The sequence below is a fragment of the Mycobacterium sp. 155 genome, assembly GCF_000373905.1.
Taxonomy (GTDB): domain Bacteria; phylum Actinomycetota; class Actinomycetes; order Mycobacteriales; family Mycobacteriaceae; genus Mycobacterium.
The window spans coordinates 3,367,951-3,390,282 of the sequence record NZ_KB892705.1; the positions used below are offsets into that span (position 1 = coordinate 3,367,951).

At 66.8% G+C, this 22,332-nt stretch carries 19 protein-coding genes and 1 pseudogene; 3 read left to right on the forward strand and 17 right to left on the reverse strand.

The genetic code is table 11. The features are described from left to right. The first annotated feature begins 248 nt into the window (after positions 1 to 248). Positions 249 to 827, forward strand: a complete 579-nt coding sequence (locus B133_RS0116110; protein ID WP_018602507.1) for a maleylpyruvate isomerase family mycothiol-dependent enzyme — start codon at positions 249 to 251, stop codon at positions 825 to 827. 142 nt (positions 828 to 969) lie between these two features. Here the strand turns inward: B133_RS0116110 and B133_RS22915 are convergent, their stop codons facing one another. The 4 genes from B133_RS22915 to B133_RS0116130 all read right to left on the reverse strand — a co-directional run bounded on the left by B133_RS22915 (position 970) and on the right by B133_RS0116130 (position 5,439). Continuing rightward, entirely contained in the window at positions 970 to 1,629 is a 660-nt protein-coding gene (locus B133_RS22915) for a rhomboid-like protein (RefSeq protein ID WP_018602508.1), read from the reverse strand. Positions 1,630 to 1,725: 96 nt separating this feature from the next. Then, on the reverse strand, positions 1,726 to 2,403 hold the full coding sequence (locus B133_RS0116120; RefSeq protein ID WP_026256503.1) for a hypothetical protein: 678 nt from the start codon (positions 2,401 to 2,403) through the stop codon (positions 1,726 to 1,728). A 133-nt stretch (positions 2,404 to 2,536) separates the two neighbouring features. Next, on the reverse strand, positions 2,537 to 3,418 hold the full coding sequence (locus B133_RS0116125) for a family 16 glycosylhydrolase (protein WP_026256504.1): 882 nt from the start codon (positions 3,416 to 3,418) through the stop codon (positions 2,537 to 2,539). Between the two features lie 170 nt (positions 3,419 to 3,588). Continuing rightward, a complete protein-coding gene (locus B133_RS0116130) occupies positions 3,589 to 5,439 on the reverse strand; it encodes an Hsp70 family protein (protein WP_018602513.1) in 1,851 nt (616 codons plus the stop codon). A 178-nt stretch (positions 5,440 to 5,617) separates the two neighbouring features. Between B133_RS0116130 and B133_RS24975 the strand changes: the two are divergent. Then, positions 5,618 to 5,758, forward strand: a pseudogene (locus B133_RS24975) (nuclear transport factor 2 family protein); the annotation flags it as partial. 3 nt (positions 5,759 to 5,761) lie between these two features. Here the strand turns inward: B133_RS24975 and B133_RS0116140 are convergent. Then, entirely contained in the window at positions 5,762 to 6,415 is a 654-nt protein-coding gene (locus B133_RS0116140; protein ID WP_026256505.1) for a L,D-transpeptidase, read from the reverse strand. Between the two features lie 82 nt (positions 6,416 to 6,497). Between B133_RS0116140 and B133_RS0116145 the strand changes: the two genes are divergently transcribed. Beyond that, positions 6,498 to 7,961: a bifunctional phosphatase PAP2/diacylglycerol kinase family protein gene (locus tag B133_RS0116145; RefSeq protein WP_018602517.1), complete on the forward strand. Its 1,464-nt coding sequence runs from the start codon at positions 6,498 to 6,500 to the stop codon at positions 7,959 to 7,961. Here the strand turns inward: B133_RS0116145 and B133_RS0116150 are convergent. The 12 genes from B133_RS0116150 to eccB form a co-directional block, all read right to left on the reverse strand. Next, positions 7,915 to 8,586 carry a phosphatase PAP2 family protein gene (locus B133_RS0116150; RefSeq protein WP_018602518.1) on the reverse strand — a complete coding sequence of 224 codons (672 nt, stop codon included), beginning with the start codon at positions 8,584 to 8,586 and terminating at the stop codon, positions 7,915 to 7,917. The two genes, B133_RS0116145 and B133_RS0116150, sit on opposite strands and share 47 nt — an antisense overlap. 105 nt (positions 8,587 to 8,691) lie before the next feature. Continuing rightward, positions 8,692 to 9,456, reverse strand: coding sequence for a trans-aconitate 2-methyltransferase (locus B133_RS0116155; RefSeq protein WP_018602519.1), 765 nt, complete (start codon positions 9,454 to 9,456; stop codon positions 8,692 to 8,694). Between the two features lie 31 nt (positions 9,457 to 9,487). Further along, the gene (gene eccE, locus B133_RS0116160) at positions 9,488 to 10,423 is read right to left on the reverse strand and encodes a type VII secretion protein EccE (protein WP_018602520.1); all 936 of its coding nucleotides are present in this window, start codon (positions 10,421 to 10,423) and stop codon (positions 9,488 to 9,490) included. Beyond that, complete coding sequence (mycP, locus tag B133_RS0116165) at positions 10,420 to 11,793, reverse strand: type VII secretion-associated serine protease mycosin (protein ID WP_018602521.1); 1,374 nt, start codon at positions 11,791 to 11,793, stop codon at positions 10,420 to 10,422. Before mycP ends, eccE begins: the two co-directional genes overlap by 4 nt. Positions 11,794 to 11,797: 4 nt before the next feature. Further along, positions 11,798 to 13,207 (reverse strand): type VII secretion integral membrane protein EccD, encoded by a 1,410-nt coding sequence (gene eccD, locus B133_RS0116170; protein ID WP_018602522.1) that lies wholly within the window; start codon positions 13,205 to 13,207, stop codon positions 11,798 to 11,800. Further along, positions 13,189 to 14,160 carry an ESX secretion-associated protein EspG gene (locus B133_RS0116175; protein ID WP_018602523.1) on the reverse strand — a complete coding sequence of 324 codons (972 nt, stop codon included), beginning with the start codon at positions 14,158 to 14,160 and terminating at the stop codon, positions 13,189 to 13,191. The genes eccD and B133_RS0116175 overlap by 19 nt, the downstream gene beginning before the upstream one ends. An 18-nt stretch (positions 14,161 to 14,178) precedes the next feature. Further along, positions 14,179 to 14,466 (reverse strand): WXG100 family type VII secretion target, encoded by a 288-nt coding sequence (locus B133_RS0116180; protein ID WP_018602524.1) that lies wholly within the window; start codon positions 14,464 to 14,466, stop codon positions 14,179 to 14,181. Between the two features lie 31 nt (positions 14,467 to 14,497). Next, on the reverse strand, positions 14,498 to 14,791 hold the full coding sequence (gene esxG, locus B133_RS0116185; protein WP_018602525.1) for a type VII secretion system protein EsxG: 294 nt from the start codon (positions 14,789 to 14,791) through the stop codon (positions 14,498 to 14,500). A gap of 76 nt (positions 14,792 to 14,867) precedes the next feature. Continuing rightward, positions 14,868 to 16,412: a PPE family protein gene (locus tag B133_RS0116190; protein ID WP_018602526.1), complete on the reverse strand. Its 1,545-nt coding sequence runs from the start codon at positions 16,410 to 16,412 to the stop codon at positions 14,868 to 14,870. 1 nt (position 16,413) lies between these two features. Beyond that, the gene (locus B133_RS0116195; RefSeq protein WP_018602527.1) at positions 16,414 to 16,725 is read right to left on the reverse strand and encodes a PE family protein; all 312 of its coding nucleotides are present in this window, start codon (positions 16,723 to 16,725) and stop codon (positions 16,414 to 16,416) included. Beyond that, complete coding sequence (locus B133_RS0116200; RefSeq protein ID WP_018602528.1) at positions 16,722 to 20,759, reverse strand: type VII secretion protein EccC; 4,038 nt, start codon at positions 20,757 to 20,759, stop codon at positions 16,722 to 16,724. Before B133_RS0116200 ends, B133_RS0116195 begins: the two co-directional genes overlap by 4 nt. Next, positions 20,756 to 22,294 (reverse strand): type VII secretion protein EccB, encoded by a 1,539-nt coding sequence (gene eccB / locus B133_RS0116205; RefSeq protein ID WP_018602529.1) that lies wholly within the window; start codon positions 22,292 to 22,294, stop codon positions 20,756 to 20,758. Before eccB ends, B133_RS0116200 begins: the two co-directional genes overlap by 4 nt. Positions 22,295 to 22,332 lie beyond the last annotated feature (38 nt).

The following is a 22,332-nucleotide window of genomic DNA, read 5'->3' on the forward strand; positions in this document are numbered from 1 at the left end:
AACCCCGGCGCTTTCCGTTCGTAGTGCTGTGCGACCAAACCATCGGGATGCAGCAAGCCAGACAAGATCTGTTCGCAATGGTGGCCCAATACTGCGCTTGAACTGCGCATTAGCGACCACCATAGCCAGCTATTGCGACCCGTTCTAGAAGCGCTGATTTCGTTGTAGCAAATTCCCAAGCCGAATACGCGGGTTTCGAATCCCGTCGTCGGCGCCACGAAGATCAGTCATCAGTACGGTTCACAGATATGGAATCCGACGCAATCTGGCGCACCATCGACGAGCAGCGCAATGCACTTGCCGACCTGCTCGACACGTTCACCCCGGAACAGTGGTCGACGCAGTCCCTCTGCGAGGGCTGGACCGTGCGGGATGTTGCGGTCCACATCACGCAGTCGCAACTCGGCCGCAAGGACCTCGCGTTGGCGGCATTGAAGTCAGGCTTCCGTTTCGACGCCATGGTCCGCCGGTCGGCACTGACGGACCCGGCCACTCCACAGGACATCACCGCACGACTGCGGGCCATGGCCGGCTCGCGACGACGCTCACCGATGACCACCGAAGTCGACCCGCTGATGGACATCCTGGTGCACACCCAAGATATCTGTGCGCCACTGGGAATCGACCGACCCATGCCCACCAAGGCAGCGGTTGCCGTCGCAGAACGGTTGTGGCACATGAAGTTTCCATTCAACCCACGGCGCGACCTGCCAGGCTACCGGTTCGTGGCCACCGATGCGGGTTTTGCGGTGGGCCCGCAATGGGGAACCGTCAGAGAGGAACCCATCCGCGACATCGTGATGACCTTCGCGCGGCGCCGCCCTTGAGATCTCATCCGACAGCAGTATTCCAGCCTGCCGCTGCGATGAAACCATGTCGAGGCCGATCACCAAACATGTGCGCCCACGCGCGTGTCCGCGGATCCTCCAGACGAGTCGGCCGCACGAGCATCTGGCAGAAGTAGCAGTGTCAGACGGTAGTTCGGGACCTGTTGTTGGAGTCAGGAGTGCTGGCCCGAGCTGTCACCGGTCGTGCGAACGGATAGCAGCACAGCCCGATCAGGAGCGCCGACAGGTGCCCGATCGCGGTGAAATTGATGTTGCCGACCAGGGCGGCCCCGAAATAGATGAACGCTGTGCCGAGATACACCCAACGCCACGGCCGCACGATGCGGTAGGCCAGCACGGCGCCCACCCCGACAAGGAAGTAGCTGACCCCGACGTCGCGTACCTGAACGAGTCGCGCGGGTGCGACGTGGTCGTGGATCGCCAGGTACAGCAGGCCTTCGCTGATGTAGGTGGCCAGTATGTGTGCGATCAAACCCACACTGAGCCAACGGATTTGGCCGAGCCAGCGTTCGGCGGGCGCGAGGATGAGGCTGAACAGCACCAAGTACGGAGCCCAGTACTGACCGTCGATCCAGAACAGACTGGTCGTCAGCACGTAGAGGGGATCGGTCTCCAGGTGGTGGATGTTGGTCGAACTCTGGACCAACAGGTCGTGCAACTCCCGGCCATGCGTTTGATGCTGAACAATCGTGGTGGCCAGCAGGACAGCTAGCCACGCATAGGTCAGCGGGGCGCTGCGGACATATCGCCCCGCCGCCGTCAGCCACGATTTCACCTGCACAGCACCAGTATGTGCATGTTAGCTGCCGCAGACGCTCGATTCCCGTGCGCAGCATGCTGTGAAGTAGCTGGGACGAACGCCTAAGCGGCCGACGACTCAGCGCAGATAGACCTCACCACCGTTGGGGTAACCGCCGCCCGTGGTGGTGAGGTGTACGTGGTCGTAATGGCCGTAGCCGCTGCTCTGCGGACCGCTAGGCGTGTAGTAGGTGCCACGCCAGATCGCGTCCTGCAGCCCGAATCGGTCCGCATTCTTGAGCGCGTACGCCACGATGGCGTTGCCCAGCGCGATGCCATCGGCACTGCCGGGGTTGGGGATCATCACGTCGAGCGCCAAACCGTCGGGATGCCACCGCAGCGCGTCAGGGCGGACCCCGCCGATCTCGTGGATCTCGGGGAACGCGGCGCTGACGGCGCGGGCCGTGAGGATCGTGCGGACCTGCAGGCCCCGTTCGGGCGCGACCCCGACCGGCAGGAATCGGGGGACGACAGCGACGGGGACGACGCGGTAACGCGACCGCGACGCCCCTTGCAGGGAGACGACGGCCATGCCCGATTCCTCGTCGGACGGGGCTGACGAGAACTTGCTCAGCACCGGTGTCACCACCCGCAGACCATCCGCCATGCCGCCCTCGGCGACAGACCAAGCGGGCTGCGCGGCGGTGAACTCAGCGGCGCTGCCACCCGCCGCAAAGCACACCGCGACCGAGGCGAGCAGAGCAGCCCCGACGGCCGGTGATACCCGCCGTCTGCTGGCTAATGCATGCCGCGCCACAGAGAGCACCATACGAGCGCTCAAACATGGGCGCAGCAACCCCCCTGGTGATCTTGGAGTTTCCTCAGAGCCCCGCCAGATAACGCACAATTGTCTTCTTCAGCGTGCTGCGATACGTAATGCGAGCGGACACTCAGCCTTGGAAGACGCGGATCCAGTCGATCAGCATCTCGGCCGGGTAGCTGCCCCCACTGGGGTCGCGACCGCCTGAGCCGCCGATCGCGATGTTGAACACCGGCACCAGTGTGTAGCCGGGATCGTTGAATGGCCAGTCGTCCAGGGAGAACGCCGGCACCTGGAAGTACGGCTCCATGCCGGGGGCGTAGTCCTTCCAGAAGTACATGCCCTGCGGCGTCCACGACATGCGCCAGGTGTGCCAGCCACCATCGATCGGGTGGGGATCGGTGGCGAATGACTCGCCATCGAGACGGGCGTGCACCGTAGTTCCCGAAGGCCAGTCACGGTTGCCATACCACTCGACCAGATCGACCTCGCCACCGCGGACGGGATCGTCGTTGAGAAGCCAGAAAGCGGGCCAGGCCCCGTCGGTGAGGCAGTTGAGCTTGATGCGTGCCTCCCACGTGGTGCCGATGCCGCCGTGCCAGTTCCCGACGACCTTGGCGCTGGCGTATTTCTCCTGGATGGTGGTGCCCGGCCCACGCGTCGCGCGGATCACCAGGTTGCCCTTGCCGTCCTGGAACACATGATCCGTGTCGGTCACGTACCGCCCCATGTTGAACGGCTTGTCCCACTCGACCGGGTTCTTGATGCTCTCCCGCTCCGGTACCAGGTACCACCACACCGGATCCGGTGGAGACCCAGCCGGTCCGTTGAATTCGTCTTGGAAGATGAACGTGGGTGGTGCAACAGCCGCCGGTGTCGGCGTCCCGGGCGCGGGCGCGATAGGTCCGGGCGGGTCAGCGCCGACGACCGGGTCGGCGTTGGCTACCCCAGCAGGCAGCGCAACGGCTGCCACCCCCAGACCCATCATGAACATCACACTGCGACGATCCATATCAGGCACAGGCACACAATAGATGGGCTAAGCACGTTCTCGAGTACATAGGTGCTGTGAACATGTTCGCGACCCACCCGCGCTTACCGGTGCAATGGCGTAAACATGCAGATCACCCCCGTTGAGCTCGATCGCGCGTATCGCGACGGGTAGCCCCCGGGCTCTACCCGCTAAGGCTGATACGGGTACTGCGGCTGATACGGACTCTCCTGCTGGTACGGGTACTGCTGCTGGTAGGGGTTCTGCTCGTACGGGTACTGCTGCTGTTGCGTGGCGGGACCCGTGTTGGGCACCTGTATCGGGATCGGTACCGGGACGAACGGCACCGTGATGTAGGTCGTGGTCATCGGGTTGGTCGTCGTAGTTGGCGTCGTCGTGGTGGTCGTCGTGGTCGTGGTCGGCGCCGGTGTCGTCGTAGTGGTCGTGGTGGTCGTCGTATGCGTGGGCGGCGGGGTCGACGTCACGGTCACCACGCGGGTCTCCGTTTCCGGCGGAGGGGGTGGCGGCGGCGCCTCCTTCACCGGCTCCGGAGGCGGCGGAGCAACCTGGGTTACCGGCTCGGGTGGCGGCGGCACCGCGGACGGGGGCGGAGGCTCGACAGGAGCCGCTTGCCGCTGAGTTACAGGTTGCGGTGCGGGTGTAGGTGTCTCCGAAGTTGTCACACTTCCTGTGGCACCGGTCAGCGCATAGGTCACCCCGCCGATGGCGACGAGCACCAACGCCGCGGCGACCCCGAAAACCGCCACGGGAAGTTTCTGCCATGCCGACCGCGGCGCCTCGATCGGCCCGGTCGGCGGCACATACTGCACAGTGGGCCTAGCGGCTGTGCGAGTGGAGTCCATCAGGTCCGGCCCCGTGTAGGGCACCACGTCGTCGTCGGCGTCATCCTGCGACCAGGCCAGCGCCCGGAATGTCGACGAATCCGGTTGCTGGGCAGTCATTTCCGGCATCGGGGTGGCCGCCACACCGACGGTCGGCGCGACCCCGGTCTGGGCGTCGGCATCGGCTGCGTACGTCGCCGACAGCGCAACACCGATCGCGGCGTCCAGTGCGGGTTGCGGTGTCGTGACCACCTGCACCTGCGAATGCTCCGAAAGTCGTTGGGTGACGAGCGGGATGCTGGCGCCGCCACCGATGGTGACCACGGCGGCTACCGCGGGCCAGCCGATCCCGTTGCCTTCCATCACAGTTTCCAGCGCGGCCAGTGCTCCGGAGAGAGGCTGTTGGATCAACGCCTCGAGCTCAGCGCGGGTAATCCGGACCGTGGCCGAGTACCCGGGCAGTTCGACCATCAGATCGGTCGCAGTCTCCGCCGATAACCGTTCCTTGGCCTGCCGGCACTCCTCGCGCAGCCGCGCCAGGGAGCCGACCGACGTGGTTCCTGCCGGGTCGATACCGCCGGCCTGCGCAGCATCGTCGAGTACGTATGTCATGAGTGCCTGGTCGATCTGATCACCCGAGAAGTCCAGATAGCGGGTGGTTTCGTCGATCGGCTCGAACGCCGCTGCCGCGTCCGCCAGCGTGATGCTGGTACCACCGCCACCGAAGTCGAGCAGTGCCACCACACCGCTGAGCGGCAGGCCCGGGTTTGCCCGCATCGCCGTCAACGACGCCAGGGCGTCGGACACCAAGCGGGCCGGCATTCCGTCGTGGCACAGGTTCGGGTTGGTGCGCATGGCGCTGCGCAACGCTCGCAGGGTAGGCGCACCCCAATGTGCGGGAACGGCGATGGCGAGTTGTGACGACGAGCCGCCGGCCGCGTCGACCATCGCGTCAAGCGCCTCGACCAGGAGGGCATCGGCGGTGTACGAGGCCCCATCGGGAGCCACCAGCGGCACCGGGTCACCGACCCGTTCGACGAATCCGCCCAGCGTCACCCCGTGCCCGTCTGCAGGCATGCCGACCTGCGGCGTGCGGTCTGCCGTCAAGGTCAATACCGATCGCCGTATGACAGGGTGATTGCCGACACGCGCCGCAACCAGGTTGGTGGTCCCGATCGACAACCCAAGCGGGTCGCTCATAACGGAGATCACAGTAGTCGGTCCGGCAGACGCACAGTCCCCTGACACACTTTCGTAATCGAATCGAACATGTTCCGCCATCGCAGTTTTGGACTCCACATGCGTTCACAGTGACCTCTATGCCGGCACACACATGCCACATAGGCTCTGCTGTTGTGGTGCCATCCCGAAATCACCGGCCTGCTACCACGACACTTGTCGTCGCGTCAGCAATGGCTGGATGATCAGCGGTACCGGATGCGACCGCGCCTACGATGCCACAATGTCGGCCGAGGGCTTGAACTTCAAGCTCAAACCCGGTACGGCCCTATACATTTGACGTCTACTTAGCCACCGCGATCAACGCGCCGGGCCGTAACCACTGCATGATCTGCACGAGTTTTCCGTCGTCGATCGCCACGCACCCTGCGGTCGGTCCGCCGTCGGTGGTGTGTACGAAGAACGCACCACCATTGCCCGGGACCCTCTCCTTGTTGACTCCCATCACCACGGCGTGCTTGTACGCGGAGATGTTCAGGTTCTCGGTGCCGCTGGCCGGGTCGGTGTTGAACGGGCACTGGGCTTTCTGACACACCTGCATGGTGTTGTAGGTCGGGCTGTTGACGTCGCCGTCCCACCAGTGATTGTTGTCGGTGATCTGGACATATTGAAGACCGCCGCCGGGATTCGGCGCGGTGCCGAACGCGAAGTCGAGGGTGAATATGCCCATCGGGGTAGCCATGTTGCCGTCGTGGGTTTCCGCGGCCATACCGTTGGCACCGATGCTGGCGGGGATTCCTGCGGCCACGGCCTGCCAGCCGTTGGGTCCGCGTTGGTACACGTCCATCATCGCCTTCGAACCGCCAACGCCGACAACGGAAATCACCTGGGTGGCATCACCCACCGAGTTGGCGAACCACGGGTCGATGGCATTGGCCACCGGCGCACCCGCCAGAGCCAACACTGCGGCGCATAGTAAGGCTCCCAGTCGTCGCACCCAACTATCGTTACTGCAAACCGCATCGTCGGGGTAAAGGTTTGGACACGATCAGGTCGCGGACACTCGGTACCGTGGTCTGATGGACGCGCGGAAGATCGCCAAAGACCTGGGCACGTTGGATCGCGAGGTCTTCGAAGCCGTTGCCGAATCCCCCAGCCCGCTGCTGGACACCGCCATGCCGCGGCTGACCAACGCCGCCGACCACTCGAAGCTGTGGCTGGCCATCGCCGCGGCACTCGGGGCATTGGGCGGCCCCGCGGTGCGGCGCGGCAGCGCCCGCGGGGTGGCCAGCCTGGCTGTCACCAGCCTGGTGACCAACCAGGTCGCCAAACGGCTGTGGCACCGACCCCGGCCCGACACCACCCTGATCCCCCTGGCGCGCCGGTCCCGACGCCTTCCGACCTCGCATTCGTTGCCGTCGGGTCACTCCGCCAGCGCCGCGGCGTTCGCGGTGGGGGTCGGCCTGGAGAGTCCGCCCGTCGGCCTGGGACTGGCCGTGCTCGCGGGCCTGGTCGGACTGTCCCGGGTGGCCACCGGAGCGCACTATCCGGGGGACGTGTTCGCCGGGTTCGGTATCGGCGCGGCCATCGCCATCATCGGCGCCAGAGTGGTGCCCACAATTCCCACTGCCAGCCTGCCCACCTCCGACCCGCTGCGGTATGACACCGACCCTCGGCCGGACGGCGAAGGAGTGGTCCTGGTGATCAACCCGGACTCCGGTGAGGGCACCGGCGGCCGCGTCATCGATGAGATCCGAAAGACGTTGCCGCGCACCGATATCGTCGAGCTGGGCGCCGACGACGACGTCGTGGAGGTGATGCGAGCTGCCGCTGCCCGCGCCGCGGTGCTCGCCGTCGGCGGCGGCGACGGCACGGTCGCCTGCGCGGCCGGGGTGGCGTTCGACGCGGGACTGCCGCTGGCCGTGTTCCCCGGCGGGACGTTCAACCACTTCGCCAAGGACATCGGGTGTGACTCCGTGGCACAGACCGTCGACGCCATCCGGGATGGCAGCGCGGCCTACGTGGATCTGGTGTGCCTCAACGAGAAGACCACCGTGGTGAACACCGCGAGCATCGGTGCCTACCCAGGCTATGTCCGGGCGCGGGAGAAGCTCGAGGGCAAGATCGGCAAGAGATTGGCGGGGGCCTACGCGGCGTATCTGACCCTGCGCCGCGACCAGTCGGTCCGCATCACCTATGACGACAAGACTTTGCAGACTTCGCTGTTCTTCCTGGGCAATTCGACATACTTGCCGTCAGGGTTCGCGCCGTCGGTGCGTCCGCGTATGGACGACGGGCTGCTCGACGTGCGGATATTGGAGAGCGGCCGGCGGTTCAGCGGGCTGCGGATCGCGGTTGCCATCGCGCTGGGACGACTTGTTCGCAGCCCGCTCTATCACGAACTGCAGGTCCCTGAGTTCCGGTTTTCCACGGTGGACGGTCCGACCGAGGTGGCCCACGACGGCGAGGTCGGGGAAACCTGCACCGAAGCCCACTTCAGCGTGCGATATCGGGCGCTACCCGTGTTCCGTCCACTTCCGTGACCGTCGGGTAGGGCCGCACCACCAACCAGCAGATGACGAAGTAGGCGTATCCGAGCGCCCAGCCTGCCACCACGTCGGATGGGTGATGAACGTTGAGCACCACCCGACCCACGCCGATCGCGACGACGACGACCGCCCCTACAACGGCCAACCACGTGCGCAGCGGTGCCCGCAGCAGCGGCCAGGCCACCGTCAGCAGCGCCAGCACGCTGACCATCGCCCCCAACGCGTGCCCGGACGGGAACGACGTCGACGGCGCGTGCGTCAGCGCGGTGACCGGACGGGGCCGGTCGGCGAGATTCTTGGCCAACACGGTGACGAGAGCGCTCAGTTCGATCGCGAGCAGTAGGAACAGCGCGACCCGGAGCTGCTGACGCACGAGCGCCACGACGATAGCCACCAGGGCCACGATCCGGAAGGCCACCGGGCTCAGCACCATGCAGAACAAGTCCCACCCCGCCACCCAATCCGGATGTGCCGCGTCATAGCGGTATGTCCGGGTGAGCCCGGCGCTGTCGAACTCCGCCAGCCAGGTCCAGTCGAGTCCATAGCCGATCCACATCAATGCGTACACCGCGACGGCAAGGACCGCCGACGCGACGAGCCATCCGGTTCGCGTGCTCACCGCTCCATTCAAGCGCGCCGCCCGATCACGGGCGCACCCGCGATGTACAGCACTCCGCTCGTGTCGGCCATGCCGAACCATCCGACCGCCTACCCGGTGCTCGCATCACCGCACCTCCGCGACCACGAATACGCGCCGGAACGGGAAGAACGTGATGCCGTCGGCTCGCCGCGGATACGCCTCGGCCAGCAGCGGGATGATCTGTTCCCGGTACTGCTGCCACTCCTCCTCGGTGAGCCGGTCCTTGACCTGGGTCAGTGCGGTCCCCGTGATCCAATCCAATACCGGTGTGTCACTGGTCAATTGATGCGTATAGGTGGTTTCCCAGGCATCGACCACACAGCCCGCATCCGTCAGTAGACCCGCGTACCGCTCGGGCGCGTCCACCACGTCGATCTCCCGAAACGGCATGTCCCGCAAGGCATCGGCAAATTGTGGGCGGCGCGCCACCTCGCGCACCGCCTGATGTGACGGCGAGTCGAAGTTGCCGGGTACCTGAAACGCGATCCACGAGCCGGTCGCCAACTGCGCGGCCCACCGCAGCAGCAGCTCACGGTGTGTCGACACCCACTGCAGCGCGGCATTGGAGACCACCACATCGGTGTCGGGCTGAGGTGACCACTGCTCGATGCTTCCCACCCGCGCGTCGAGGCCCCGCTCCCGCGCCGCGGCCACCATCTGCGGGGAACTATCCCAGGCCTCCACCACCGCATTCGGCCAGCGCTGCGCGAGCGTGACGGTCAGGTTGCCCGGCCCGCAGCCCAGGTCGACGACACGGCGCGGAGCGTCCGCGGCCACGCGTCCGACGAGGTCGAAGAACGGTCGGCCGCGGTGATCGGCGAAGGCCAGGTAGGTGTCGGGGTTCCACACTGTTACAAGGATCCTCCCCGCGTGCGGGGCACTATATGGTGCCCTGCAGTCCGGCTTCCTGGGGGACGTCGTGTTCGAGTAACGGCCCCTCGAACAGCACGTCGAGCGCGTCCACCGGGGTGCCGTCCAACCCCACCACGGACAGCGGGCTCAGCGCCTGCAGCGCGAGGCCGTGCTGTCCCTGCTCGGGGGTGAGGCCGGGTACGGGGGCCTTGGCGCCGGGACGCTCATCGGTGTGGACCGCGCATCCGACGACGAGTTGCGGCTGCGACGGCTCCCCGATGAACTCCAGCACGGTCCAGAGCTCCCGCGCCGACAGACCACGCACCGCGGCCAGGGTGTCGGCCAGGGTGTCGGTGACCGCAACGCGGTAGGCCGCGGTGAATCCGGAGTCATCCTTCACACCGCGCCAGGTCTCCTTGGCCGAGTCGGGCAGCGGGGCATCCACACCGTCGACGATCGTGACGGTCCAGCCCTCCTCGCGCAGATGATCGGCGAGCCGACGAGCCATGACTTCAGCGGTGTCGCGCAAAGGAATCCGCGGTGACCGGGCCTGCAGTGCGGCGAGATTGTCGGTAGCGGCCACCGTCAGGCTGATCCAGCTGCGCCGGGTGCCGTCGACGTCGCGGTGGGTGAGCCGCACCTTGTCACACCGGATGCCGTAGCGGTTCAGGTAGCTGACCACGATCGGCAGTTGCGCTTCGGTGGCCGGGTCGACCCGCAGCACGACCGTCTCGATGTTCGGATCAACAGCCTTGTCTCCCTTGCCCTTCGAGAAGTTACGCCCCCACATCCCGAACAGACGGCCGATCCTGGTGGTCAGGAACATCCCGCCCCACCAGGCAATCAGCACGAGCACTGCGGCGACGGAGACGCCGAGCACCCAGCGTTCCACCGGGCTCTGCCAGGGCCTGGCCAACACCGCCGCCACGACGAACAGGGACGCCAACGCGAGGCGGGCGGTCATGTGGTGTTGTCCTTTCGTCGGTGCGCGATCAGCGCTGCAAGAGCCACGAGCGCAAGTGCTGCGGTACCGGCGAACGCGATGATGCGCGGAGTATTGTCCCGTGGAGCTGGTTCTGCCGGCGCGGCAATGGGTTTGGCGGCCGGTGTCGTCGGCCCGTCGGCTGGGACGTCGGCGACGTCCCAGGTGAGCGCAGCGACCGGGTCGACACCTCCGGCACCGGTCAGATTGGACGGTGACCGGGCGGCGCCCTGGGCGGTCGCGGTCAGCCGGTGCACGACCTGCCGAGCGGTCAGCCCGGGGTACCTACCGCGCACCAGCGCTGCAACGCCGGACACGTAGGCAGTGGCATAGCTGGTGCCGCTCAACGGAGTCAGCTTGTCCTGTTCGGTGTGCGCGGCATTGGCCAGTCCACCGCCCGGAGCGTTGCTCACCGAAACGACGTTCTCACCCGGTGCCGCGATCCCCACCCACGGCCCGGCCATGGTGAAGCCGGACGGCTGCCCGCCGGCGGTGAGCGAACCGACCGACAGCACATACGGCTGCCACCACGACGGTATCGACACCGATGTCACGGCACCCCAGTTCCGGGGATCGCCGGTGCCCGCGATCGACAGCGGATTGGATTCACAGGCCGAACCGGTGCTCACGCCGCCGCGGTTGTTGCCCGCGGCGGCGACGATCACGGCATCCTTCTCGACAGCGGCATACCGCAGTGCTGCACCGAGATTGGTCTGGTCGATGGGTTTGTCGGCGGGCAGGCACGTCACCACCGATATGTTGATGACGCGGGCACCCAGATCGGCGGCCCGGACCACGGCACGCGCGAGGCTGGCGACGTCAGAAGACGCGCGGTCTACGGCATCGGTGCCCGGAGTGCGCGGTGCGAATCGCGGTGAGTTCTGCCGGATGGAGATCAACCGCGCCTCAGGTGCCACCCCGGAAAAGCCATCGGCCCCCGGCTGTCCGGCGATCAGGCCGGCGATAGCGGTGCCATGTCCATCGCAGTCGGTGAGACCGTCTGTCGACTCGATGTAGTCGCCGCCGGGTTCGACGTTGGGCAGGCGCGGTCCCGGCTGCACGCCGGTGTCGATCACCGCCACCGTTTGTCCTTCGCCGCGGCTGTACTGCCAAGCCCCGGAGAGGTTGAGCGCCAGCTGGTTCGGGCTGACCGCAGCGGGATTGCTGCCGGGCAAAACCGTGGTCGTGGTGCAGGCGGTGCGCTGCATCATCGGTTGCAGCGCACCGGCGCTACCCGGTGGCGGGCTCACCTGCGAGTCGACCACCGGCGGGCTGACGGCGCCCGCGGAAGGGCAGCCGATCAGCGCCACCAGTGCCGCCGTCGCCGTGAGGCCAAGGTTTTTGCGGATCACCGTGTCACCTGTCGAGAACGAGGCTGAACAGCCCGACCAGATATGCCATCACCGGGATCAGCGACGCGTCGAGACCGGTGGCAAGGAACCCGACCAGCCGGCGCATCGGCAGTGAGTAGGTGTCCGGCGAGACGACGCGCGGGCTGACCGCGGCCACCACCCAGGCCAGCACGAGCACAGCAAGGACGGCCAACGCCCACCACGCCGCCTGATGACGACCCTCGACGGCGAACGCCACCAGCAGCGCCACGGTCAGCAGGTAGGAGTGCCCCAGCAGCCACGCCTTGCACGGCGCCGAGTCCCAGATGCGGGCCCGCAGTGCGGCCCCAAGAGCGGCCGCAACCACGACGTACCACGCCCACGGAGACGCGGACGACGCCGCCACCAGCGCCAGCGATCCGGTCACGCCGAGCAGCACCCCTGCAGCGATCACGCCAGTCTGGTGCGACTGGCTCACCCGTACCCGCCGCGGCAGATCAGCCAGTACCGAATCCGGCAGCGAGGAGGGGGCCGGGTCGCCGGGCGCAGGAATCACGGGCAGCGGGAACCGGGCCCACATCGCCGATAATTGCGGCGCCTGCACGGTGACCAAAAGACCGGCGAGTACGAAGGCGCAGCCGAGAACGACGGTCGAAAGATCCCACAGCGACGCGGCGCCCGCAGCCAGCAGCACAGCCACCCCGGCGACCGCGACGGCCGTGAATACTGCAATGCCGCGGTCATCGCGAGATCCGGCCATACTGATCAACGCCCACGCGGTGACGCCGGCGGCGGCAAGCACCACGCTGGGCGCACCGAACCCACCTGGCACGGCCAGCACAAGCGTCGCGGCGACAGGGATCAGCGCGGTAGCCGACAGCGCTGTCGACAGCACGGGTGCGTGGCCGCGGGTGGCTAGGGCGGCCAGCACGGTGGCCACGGCGATGCCCGCAACGACAGCCAGACCGAGCCATTGCCCGGTGCCGACCCGCTGGGCCACAGCCAAACCCGTTCCCACGACAATCAGCCCGATCACAGCCAACAGCGCCCCACGAGCGATATGCACAGGGCCCCACGGTCGTTGGCGCGCGTCCGAGAAGATGACCGCAGCGTCGGCGATATCCTCGACGATGCGCGGAGCAGGCGGTCCTACCGGAACAGACTGCAGTGCAAGGAGATCACCATCGACGACGCCGACGGTGTCCAAGGTGGCATCGAGACTGAACGGTGCGCCGCCGACCGGGGCCAGGCTCAAGCGCACCGGGTTCGGCGCCGCTGGATCCTCACCCGCGGGAAGAACGATCCGTTGGACCGCGGGCAGGATCTCACGCAGCGGTAGCTCGGACGGTAGCGCCATCTCGGTCAGCCGACTACCGTCGTCTCCAGAGGCCAGCACGGCCACCCGGACAATCGGCATCACAGTGTTGTCGAGCATTCGTTCTCTCTGGGTCTTTCTCGATAGGTTGCTGAGTTTTCGGGCAGAGCGGACTCGTGGAAGTCGCGGGTGAGCGGATGTTCTGGGAACCAGCGTCCGCCGGGCAGGGTTGCGGTGAGCCGTTCGACCGCCACGGCGATCGCGTCGGCACTACCCGAGGTGAAGGTCGAAACCCATTCCCCGTCAAACGCTTTGGTTGGAGCAACCAGGATACGTCCGGCGGTGGTGTCGATGATGCTGACCCCCACCTCGGTCGTCACCCGGTGACCGTCGCGGTGTTCGCCCGCGACGATTTCGACGTAGGTGCGTCGGCCGTCGAACACCGACTCCACCACCGCGTGCGCCGAGCGCGGGATCCCGAGGAACCCAAGCACTTCGGCCAGCGGCGTACCGGAGCGGAGCTGTTCGTCGGCGCGGGCACCGGCCGGGGCCGGCATCGCGAACTCCTCGAAACTGGCCGGCTTTCGGTTCGACAGCCCGGCGGTCAGCACCGGCACCAACGCATGCGGGTGGCTGATGTCCAACTCGGTGAAGGTGACCAACTGCGCGTTGCGCAACACCACGACGATACGGCCGTCACCACAGTGTCCATCGGCTCCTCGCGCAAGCGCTCGTCGGTGTTCATCGGCTCCTCGCGCAAGCGCTCGTCGGTGTCTCGCCACGATGCCGCGCAACAGGTCCCCCGCTCCCGACACGAACCGTAAGTCCAGCCACTGGTCCGGTCGGCAGGCCAGCCGAACCCACTTCGCGACTTCGGTTCTGATCTCACCGTCGGGACCGACAACGCCCAGCCGGGTCAGCTCCGCGACCTGCTCGGCGGCGAAGGACGCATGCTGCGCCGGGTCGCTGTAGGGCTGCGTGATAGCCAAAACCCATGGGAACGCTCCGGCGCCCAACGCATCAGCGAGGTACCAGGCCTGCTCGGTCGTCAGCTCGACGGCGTTAACGACCACTGCACCGGCGGCCGTAGGTCAGCCCCACTTGGCGCCCTCGGCCTGGTCCCGTGCGCTCATCGACATGGTGTTCATCTCATGGGTGCTGGCCATCGAGCGGTAGGCGTGGACCAACTCCTCCATGGCCTGGTTCCACTGGGCCTGCCAGGCCTGATAGGTCATCCCGGTGTCACCCTGCCAGGCACTGGCCAGAGCGGCCTGCTCGCTGGCGATGTCCGCGCCGACGGCGTGCAGTGCGCCCGAGTAGCCGGTCATCTCGCTCGCATGGGCGAGCATGGCCGGGTAGTTGTACATGATCTGCGACATGAAAACTCCTGTGTCTCTACGGCTCGGGTGATCAGACGGAGGTGTAGGTGCTCGCGGCCGCGGCGTCCTGTGCCACGTAGGTGCTCGCGGCGTCGCCCAAGTTGAGCTGTGCAATGTCCAGCAGCGCGTTGACCTTGGCCGAGACCTCGACGAATCGGGCATGCGCAGCCTGGAAAGCAGCCGATGCCTCGCCCATGTGGAATGCCTGGGCAGACATGGCGGCCTGCTCGGCCTGCGAGATGGTGGTGCGCATCAGCGCCGCCTTGGCGCCGAAGGCCGCCTCGGAGGCAACCAGCTGAGGAATGTGAGCGTCCAACAGACTCATGGACTTTCCTTTCGGATCGGTGGTGCGTGGTGGGCGTGGTGGGCGTGGTGGGCCGGAGAGTGCTGGTGTGATGTGGTCAGCGGCGCGGACCCCCGTCCGGATCGGCCGGGTTATCTCGTGGCTCCCAGCTGCCGGGCAGCATCGGCGCGGCCGGACCCTCGTCGAGCCCGGAGCCGTCGGCCGACGTGGTCAACCCCGCCGCGACAGCGTCGGATTTCGTTGCGGTACCGGTGAATCCCATCTGTCCGGCACCCTGTGCGGAAGCACTCACCGTGGGTTCCCGCCGCGGCGTCGGTTCCGGATCGGGTTCTTCGTAGTCCATGTAGGCGTCGGCGTAGCCGTAGTCCTGGAGGTCGGCGGTACGCTTGCGCCGCCGCTTACGCCGTGCCGCCACCGAAGCCGCGACTCCTGCGGCGGCGGCCGGGATGCCCGACGCAGGTGCCTGTGCACTGGTCTTGTCACGCAGCGTCGGAGTGAATCCCTCCCCCGGATAGCCTCCCGCCACCGCATACAGCGCCATCGGTGCGGCGGGTGCCGCTGGAACCGCTGGGGCTCCTGCCGCGGGCGCTGTGCCAGCCGGCGCACCTGCGGCAGTTGCACCGGCCCCGGACGGCACGCCCGCAAGGGCGTATGCACTGGGTTGTTGGGATCTGGGCTGTGCGACGTCCTGCGGCTGCTCCGGTGCGGCCTCCGGCGACGGCTGCTCGGCCTGGTCGGCCAACTGCGCCATCCCGGTGATGCCGAGCACTATCAACAACGGGATCAGAAAAGGAGCGGACAGGATCATGGCCCAGGTCGGCCAGCCCACCAGGTTGAAGAAAACCTCGTAGGCCACGAGGAACAGCAACGGCCCCCAGACGACGAGGGCGGCCGACGGATCGGTCTGGAAGTCGGTGATCAGATTCTGCAGACTCCCGATGGGATCTTTGAGGAAGTCGATGAGGTCCTGAATGATGGGAATATTCTTGAGCAGATCGGACAGCGAGTCGGAAAGATTCAGAGACGACCCGGAATCGGCCGCCTGGGCCTGCGTTGCCATCTGTTGCGCCGTCGCAGCGGAATTGCCGGCCTCACCGACACCGGGGACGAGCAGCATCGGTGCCGGCGTACTGGTCGGCACGGCGGCCACCGTCGCACCCGACACTGCCTGGTAGGTGCTCATCGTGGTGGCCGCCTGGACCCACATCCTGGCGTAGTCGGCTTCGTTGACCGCGATGGGAATCATGTTGATACCGAAAAAGTTTGTCGCGAGCAGCACCCCGTGGACGGTGTGGTTGAGTGCCAGCTCCGGCAGCGTGGGCATGGCCGCCAGAGCCGTGGTGTACGCCGCGGCCGCGGTCTCGTGCTGCACCGCGACAGCAGCACTGTTGGCGCTCTGCTGCGCCAGCCACGCCAGATAGGGTGCGTGTGCGGCGACATACTGCTCAGAACTCGGCCCTTCCCATGAGCCGGCCTGCACTGTACCCATGATGCTGGTGAGTTCAGCTGCAGCAGACGCATATTCGGTACTAAGTGACTGCCAGGCCCCCGCGGCGGCGAACAGCGGCCCCGGGCCCGGGCCGCTGGACAGCAGCGCCGAATGTGCCTCGGGTGGCAGCGCCATCCACACGGGGGCCGTCATCTCAGATACCGCCTGCGATCAGGTACGACGCCGCCGCCATCGCATCACCGGTGGCATAGCTCGCTCCGGACTCGCCGATACCGACACCCGATCGACCGAGTTCCTCAACGCCCTGGGCTGCGGCCGCGTTGTGCTCAGCCCCGTGAGCACTGAAACCCGTTGCTGTCTGCAAGGAGACCGGATCGGCGGCGGGTGGAACCACCGCGGATATCACCGGTGCGGCCGCGGCGTGGGCCGCGGCCAGCCGAGCGGTCAGCGCCTCGACGGCCGAACTCGCCGCGGTCAACCCTTCCGGGACTACCAGCAATGTCATCGGTATTCCTTTCCTGTGGTGTTGATTCCGTTGTTCGCCGACAGCGCGGTCCCGGCACCGAACGGGTTGACCAGCTGTACGAATTCGGGTGTGTCAGCGTCACCGAGCAACATGCCGCGGCCCGCGGGGAACCGGGCGAACCGGTGGCCGCGGATCTTGCCGCTGTCAGCCGGATTGCCCGACAGCATCAGTGTGGTCGCCTGTAGGTCGTTGAGCCGGCGCAGCAGCGGCGCGGTCATCACCGCGTGGGCTGACCCGGTGGCCCGGGCCGTGACGATGACGCGTAGTCCGAGGTCCGACGCCTCGGACAGCAGACCGACGACGTTGGTCCACGGTCGCTGCCCGGCGAACGGACCGCTGACCGACGGGCCGTCGGGAATCTGGTCGACGTCGTCGACGATCAGATAGTGCGTGTGGCCCCCCGGATTAGCCCGGTAGCTCCATCCGCTGAGCTCCTGTGGATTCAAACCGGTAGGCGGACGGCGCTTTTCGATAAGTGCGGAGAGCCCCAGCATCGCGGGCAGCACCCGGTCGATGTTGGCCGTGTACTCGTTGTCCGGGAACAGTGGTTCGTCGACCATGTGCAGCCTGCGGTCGATGACCGTGAACGCGACTTCATCCGGAAGCGAGTTCTCCCGGATGGTCCGGATGATGTGCCGCAGCAGTGTTGTCTTGCCGGATTTGGAGTCGCCGAACACGGTCAGCAGCGGGTTGTTCGCGAAATCGATGGCTACCGGAGCCAGATCCTCTTCGCGTTGCCCGATGACCACCGTCTCGGGCGCCGGGTACAGCGGGGCAACCGCGGCGGGTGCCAGCTCGGCGGGCAGCAGTCGCACCGGTGGCGCACTGACACCGGGGTGCCGGGCGTTGATGACGGCGATGTCGCGCTCCATCGATTCCCCGGTCGCTCCGCTCTTCCCCGCCGGTGCCGGTTGGGCGAACAGCAAATGCTCGGCCGCCATGGTCAGACCACGACCCGGTTGGTCGGCAGGCACCGACTCGGCCGGACGGCGCAGTGCCCCCACCACCCGCACGATGCTGTCGTGTGCGTCGTGCAGTTTCAGTTCGAGCCGCAGTCCCAGGCCGTCACGCATCGCCAGCGGCACCTCAAGCCAGTTCGGCGTCGTGATGACGACGTGGATGCCGTAGGCCAGGCCGATGTTGACCAGTTCGGTCACCTTGGCCAGCAATGGGTTACGGGTGTTGAAGGTATCGGTGTTGTCGCGGCTGAACGCGTACAGGTTGTCGATGACCAGAAACACGTTGCCGTAGCCGTCTTCAAAATTTCCGGCGGAGCCGCCCCCGCGATTCACAGAACCCTGCTTCTGCCGCGCCCGCAGCAGCTGCTCCAACTCGCCGAAGGTGCGGCGGATCCGCTCGGGTTCCAGCGGGGTGGCAATACTTCCGACATGGGCCAGGTGCTGCAACCCGGTCAGCTGACCACCGCCGTAGTCCAGGCAGTAGAACGTCACCTCGCGCGGCGTGTGCAGCGCAGCCGCAGACAGGATGAACGTTTGCAGCGCAGTCGATTTGCCTGATCGCGGTCCGCCATGGATCAGCACGTTGGCAGCCGACGAGTTGGCGTCGAAGACCAGCGCGTCGCGGCGCATCTCGAACGGCTTGTCGATCTCACCGAGCGGCCAGCGCAACTGGCCGGCGTCGATCCCGGTGCGGGCCAGCAGATCGTCGAGTGGGATGGCCTCATCGAGCGGCGGCAACCACAGCTCGGGTGCGTGCGGACCGTACTGTGCCAGCTGGTCACCGATCGTGGTGATCAGTTTGCGTGGCGGGGGTGCGATCAAGTCGTCCTGGTCGTCACCCGTGGCAACGATCGTGTCTGGTTCCGGCTCCACGCGGCTTGCCGTGAACAACTGCGGCGCTGGAAGTGCCCGCACCACAATCGACTTCTCCACTTTCGGCGGATCGTAGATGCCGTCGACGTAGGTGCCGCGGAACTTGATCGGCACCGCACCCGGCGCGGGCACCAGGAAGCCTTCGCCCTTGTGGTCGCGGCCGGATTCGATGTGGTAGGCGTCCTCGACTCCGATGATCTGTCGCGAAATGCTCGGGCTGGCGACCTTGAGACCGATCCGGTACGAGGTGTTCTTGTCGATGTCCTTGATCCGTCCGACATCCAGCGTCTGGGATGCGAACAAGATGTGGATCCGGAACGAACGACCCTTGCGCGCGACGTAGTCGAATAGCTCGGCGTATTCAGGATGGTCGGCGAGCATGAGCGTGAACTCGTCGGCCACCACGAACAGTGTCGGTATGGGCGGCAGGTCATGTCCGGCAGCGATCGCCGCTTCGTACTCGGTCACCGAGTTGAAGGCGCTGCCCTGCACCCGGCGGCCGGTTTCCTTGAGCAGCTGTTCCCGGCGGGCCACCTCGCCGCGCAATGTGTCGGCGAACCGGTCGGCCAGCGACCGCTTCTCGGCCATGTTCGAGATCACCGCGACGACCTGCGGGAAGTTGCGGAAGATGTCGGCGCCGGCCTCACCCTTGAAGTCGGCGTAGATCACGATCAGCCGATCGGCGGAATGGGTTGTCAACAGTGACAACAGGATCGACATCAGGGTCTGCGATTTGCCGGAACCCGTCATACCGATCATCAGACCGTGCGGGCCCATACCGCCCTCGGCCTCGTCCTTGAGGTCGAAGTACAGCGGCTCGCCGGTGGCGGTGACGCCGATGGGAACCCGCAGTTCCTCGTCGCGGGGTCGCGGTGCCCACAGGGCCGCCACATCCAACGCCGAAGCGTCGGGTATGTCGAGCAACGTGGTGAAGGTCGCGCCGCCGGTCGACGTGGACCGCACATGACCCGGGTTGGAGTCCCAGCGCGACAGTCTGCGGGCGATGTGGTCGGCTTCGGCGGCAGGCATCTCGTCGGCGCGGTCGACGTAGGACTGCCACCCGCCGCTCTGCCAGCGCTCGATACGGCCGTCGCCGATCCGCAGGATGGGCCGCTCGGGATCGGGATACTGCTCGCGGTTGGGCAGGGTCGTCGAACGGTGGATCACCGTCACACCGGCCAGGCCGGGTCGCCGGGCGATGTCGTCGGGGTCCGCCTCGGGGTCGTCGATGATCACCAGCAGATGCTTTGCGGCCAGGTCGGTGTCCCCCGGGAATGGTGGCCGGTCGGCGAGCGCCGGTTGCAGCAGCGCATGCAACTCGGTCACGTTCGCAGCTAGGTAACGGGCCGGGCCTACACCGTCGGCTTGACCCGAGATATCAACGTGTGGAAGCCATTTCAGCCACGACCAGTCTTCTGAATCGACGCCGGGCGAGGCCAAAGCGATACCGAGCATGGTGGGGTCGTGCCAGGTCACGGCCTGGGCAATCCAGGCCCGTACGACGGCGCGCACCTCGTCTTCATCGCCGAGAACGGTGATGCGGGCCAGCTTGGCGACGTCGATACCGGTGGGCGCATCGCGGACAGTGCGCTGTACGTCGAGCAGCCCACGAAGGGTGCTGTGCGACACCGGTTCCAGATCGATCTCGTCGACGGTGTCCTTGACGCGCATCGCGGCATCCAGTGGGACATCGTGCAATCCGGTGCGCAGCACCAGAAAATCACGGTCGCTCGGGTCCCGCTCCCACTGCCTGCGGGTGCCGGGAATGGTGGCCAGCACCTCGGGCACCGGGTGCGACCACTCCAGGGCCGCGCGCTGTTCGGCGGCGTGGGCTCGGACGTTGTCGCGCACCACCGACAGGTAGCGCAGGTAGTCGGCGCGCTCGGCGTCGACCTCCTCGGTACGCATCTTGTCACCGCCGCCGCGGTACAGCGCGGTGGCAGCCAGCAGCATCACGAACGGGAAGAACAGGATGGTCGGCGAGATCAGCCGCATACCGGTGGCCACCAACGCCACAATGATGCCGACGATCAGGATGACGATGAGATACGGCAACACCCGACGCAAGAGCGACGGCGGAACCACTCGCGGCAATTCCGGTGGCGGTTCGATGGTGATGGTGCCCTTGCGGGTGGTCGGCGGCGCGACGCGACGCTGGTGTTCGAAGATCAACCTGCTCATGAACGAGTCTCCAACCGGGCCGGGCTCGAATCGGCCGACAGGGCGTCGTGCGCCACCAGTGCGTCGCCGCGGGACAGGGTGGGGCCGGCCGCGAACTGCGCCAGCACCGACCACGGAATGGGTAGGGCAGGGTTGCTGAGGCCAAGTGCGCCAACGACTTTGTCGTCACCGGCAGTTTCGATGCCGTACCGCACGCCGGTGTCGCTCACCCAGAACAGCGAGCCCGCTGTCGGCGAGCCGGGTTCGGCACCGACGGTCTGCACGAAGTATCCGGTGCCCGGCGTCAGGGCGACGCGGTCGGCCGTTCCGTTGCTGCCCGCGCCGACCAGGTCGACGGTGTGCAGGCCGTTCGGCACCGGCAACGTCGCTCCCGACAACAGCATCAGCGAACTCTCAACCGCGCCATCGGGTTTCGTCCATCGGGCACACGTGACCGGGTCTGCCGAAGCCTGCACCAGGGTGATCGGCTGTTGGGGAAAGGCCGCAGTATCGATACGTCGCGAGACGGGTGCTCCCGCGACCGCGTCGGGACCCAGCCGTGGCGGCTGCTCGAGACCGTAGGAGTTGGTGTTGCGCAGGATCGCGGCCAGTACCGGGGACACCGGCTGCAGGCCATCGGCCAGCACTGCGTAGTACCGCAGGCTGTTGTCCGCGGCATATGCGGTCACCACGGCGCCGACGGGTACCTGGATCGGCAGTTCGAAACGCGGCGGCGCACCCGCCTCTGCGATGGCGGGTGCGGCCAGCGCGGGCGCCTCGGGGATCGCGTTGAACAACCCGGCCGCGATCGGGCGGGGTGCCGGGATGTCGGCGCCGAGGCCTAGCGCGTCGGTGACCGCACGGTTGCCCACATCGATCGGGCTGCGCTTGCCGTCCCACAGCAGCCAGTCACCCGGGTTGGGGCCGGAGTCGTTGTGCACCAGCACCCCCTGATCGGAGGGCAGCGATACCGCGCGCTCACCGTCGGAGCTGGGCGCGCCGGCCAGCACCGTGACGCCGGTGACAGCGCCTGAAACCGCGTCACACACCGTCCAATCCGCGTCGCGGGAGGTGCTCTGCACCATGCGCTCGGGAGCGCCGGGGATGCCCAGCAGGTTGCCGCGCGGGTATTTGTCGATCTCGCTGGTCTTGACGGTGGTGGGATTGTCCGCGGCACCGGCGATCAGCCGTGCCGAGGTCAGGTTGAGCACCGGGTGCAACTGCTCCCCGACCAGCACGTAGAGCGCCGCGGTGGACCGGTCGGCAAGTATCTTGTCCTGGCCCGCGACCCCGCCGGGGCGGATCAGCGAGAAGACGAAACAGCCGATCAAGCCGGTGACGACGATGAGCGCGCCGGTCACTACGGCGCGGCTCTGGCCGCGCAGAGGGTCGACCAGCATGCGGGTGTCGTGCAGCGCCACGCCAGACGCGATGCGGCGCATGACAAACCGCCAACCGGTCACTTGATGGCGCGTGACGAAGCCACGGCGGTACTGCACCCGATCGGGGTTCTCGTTGACCGGGGTGCGCGAACTGAACGAACGCCGATCGGTCACGATGTCTCCTCGCGCGAGCGCTCGTAGGCACGCCCTGG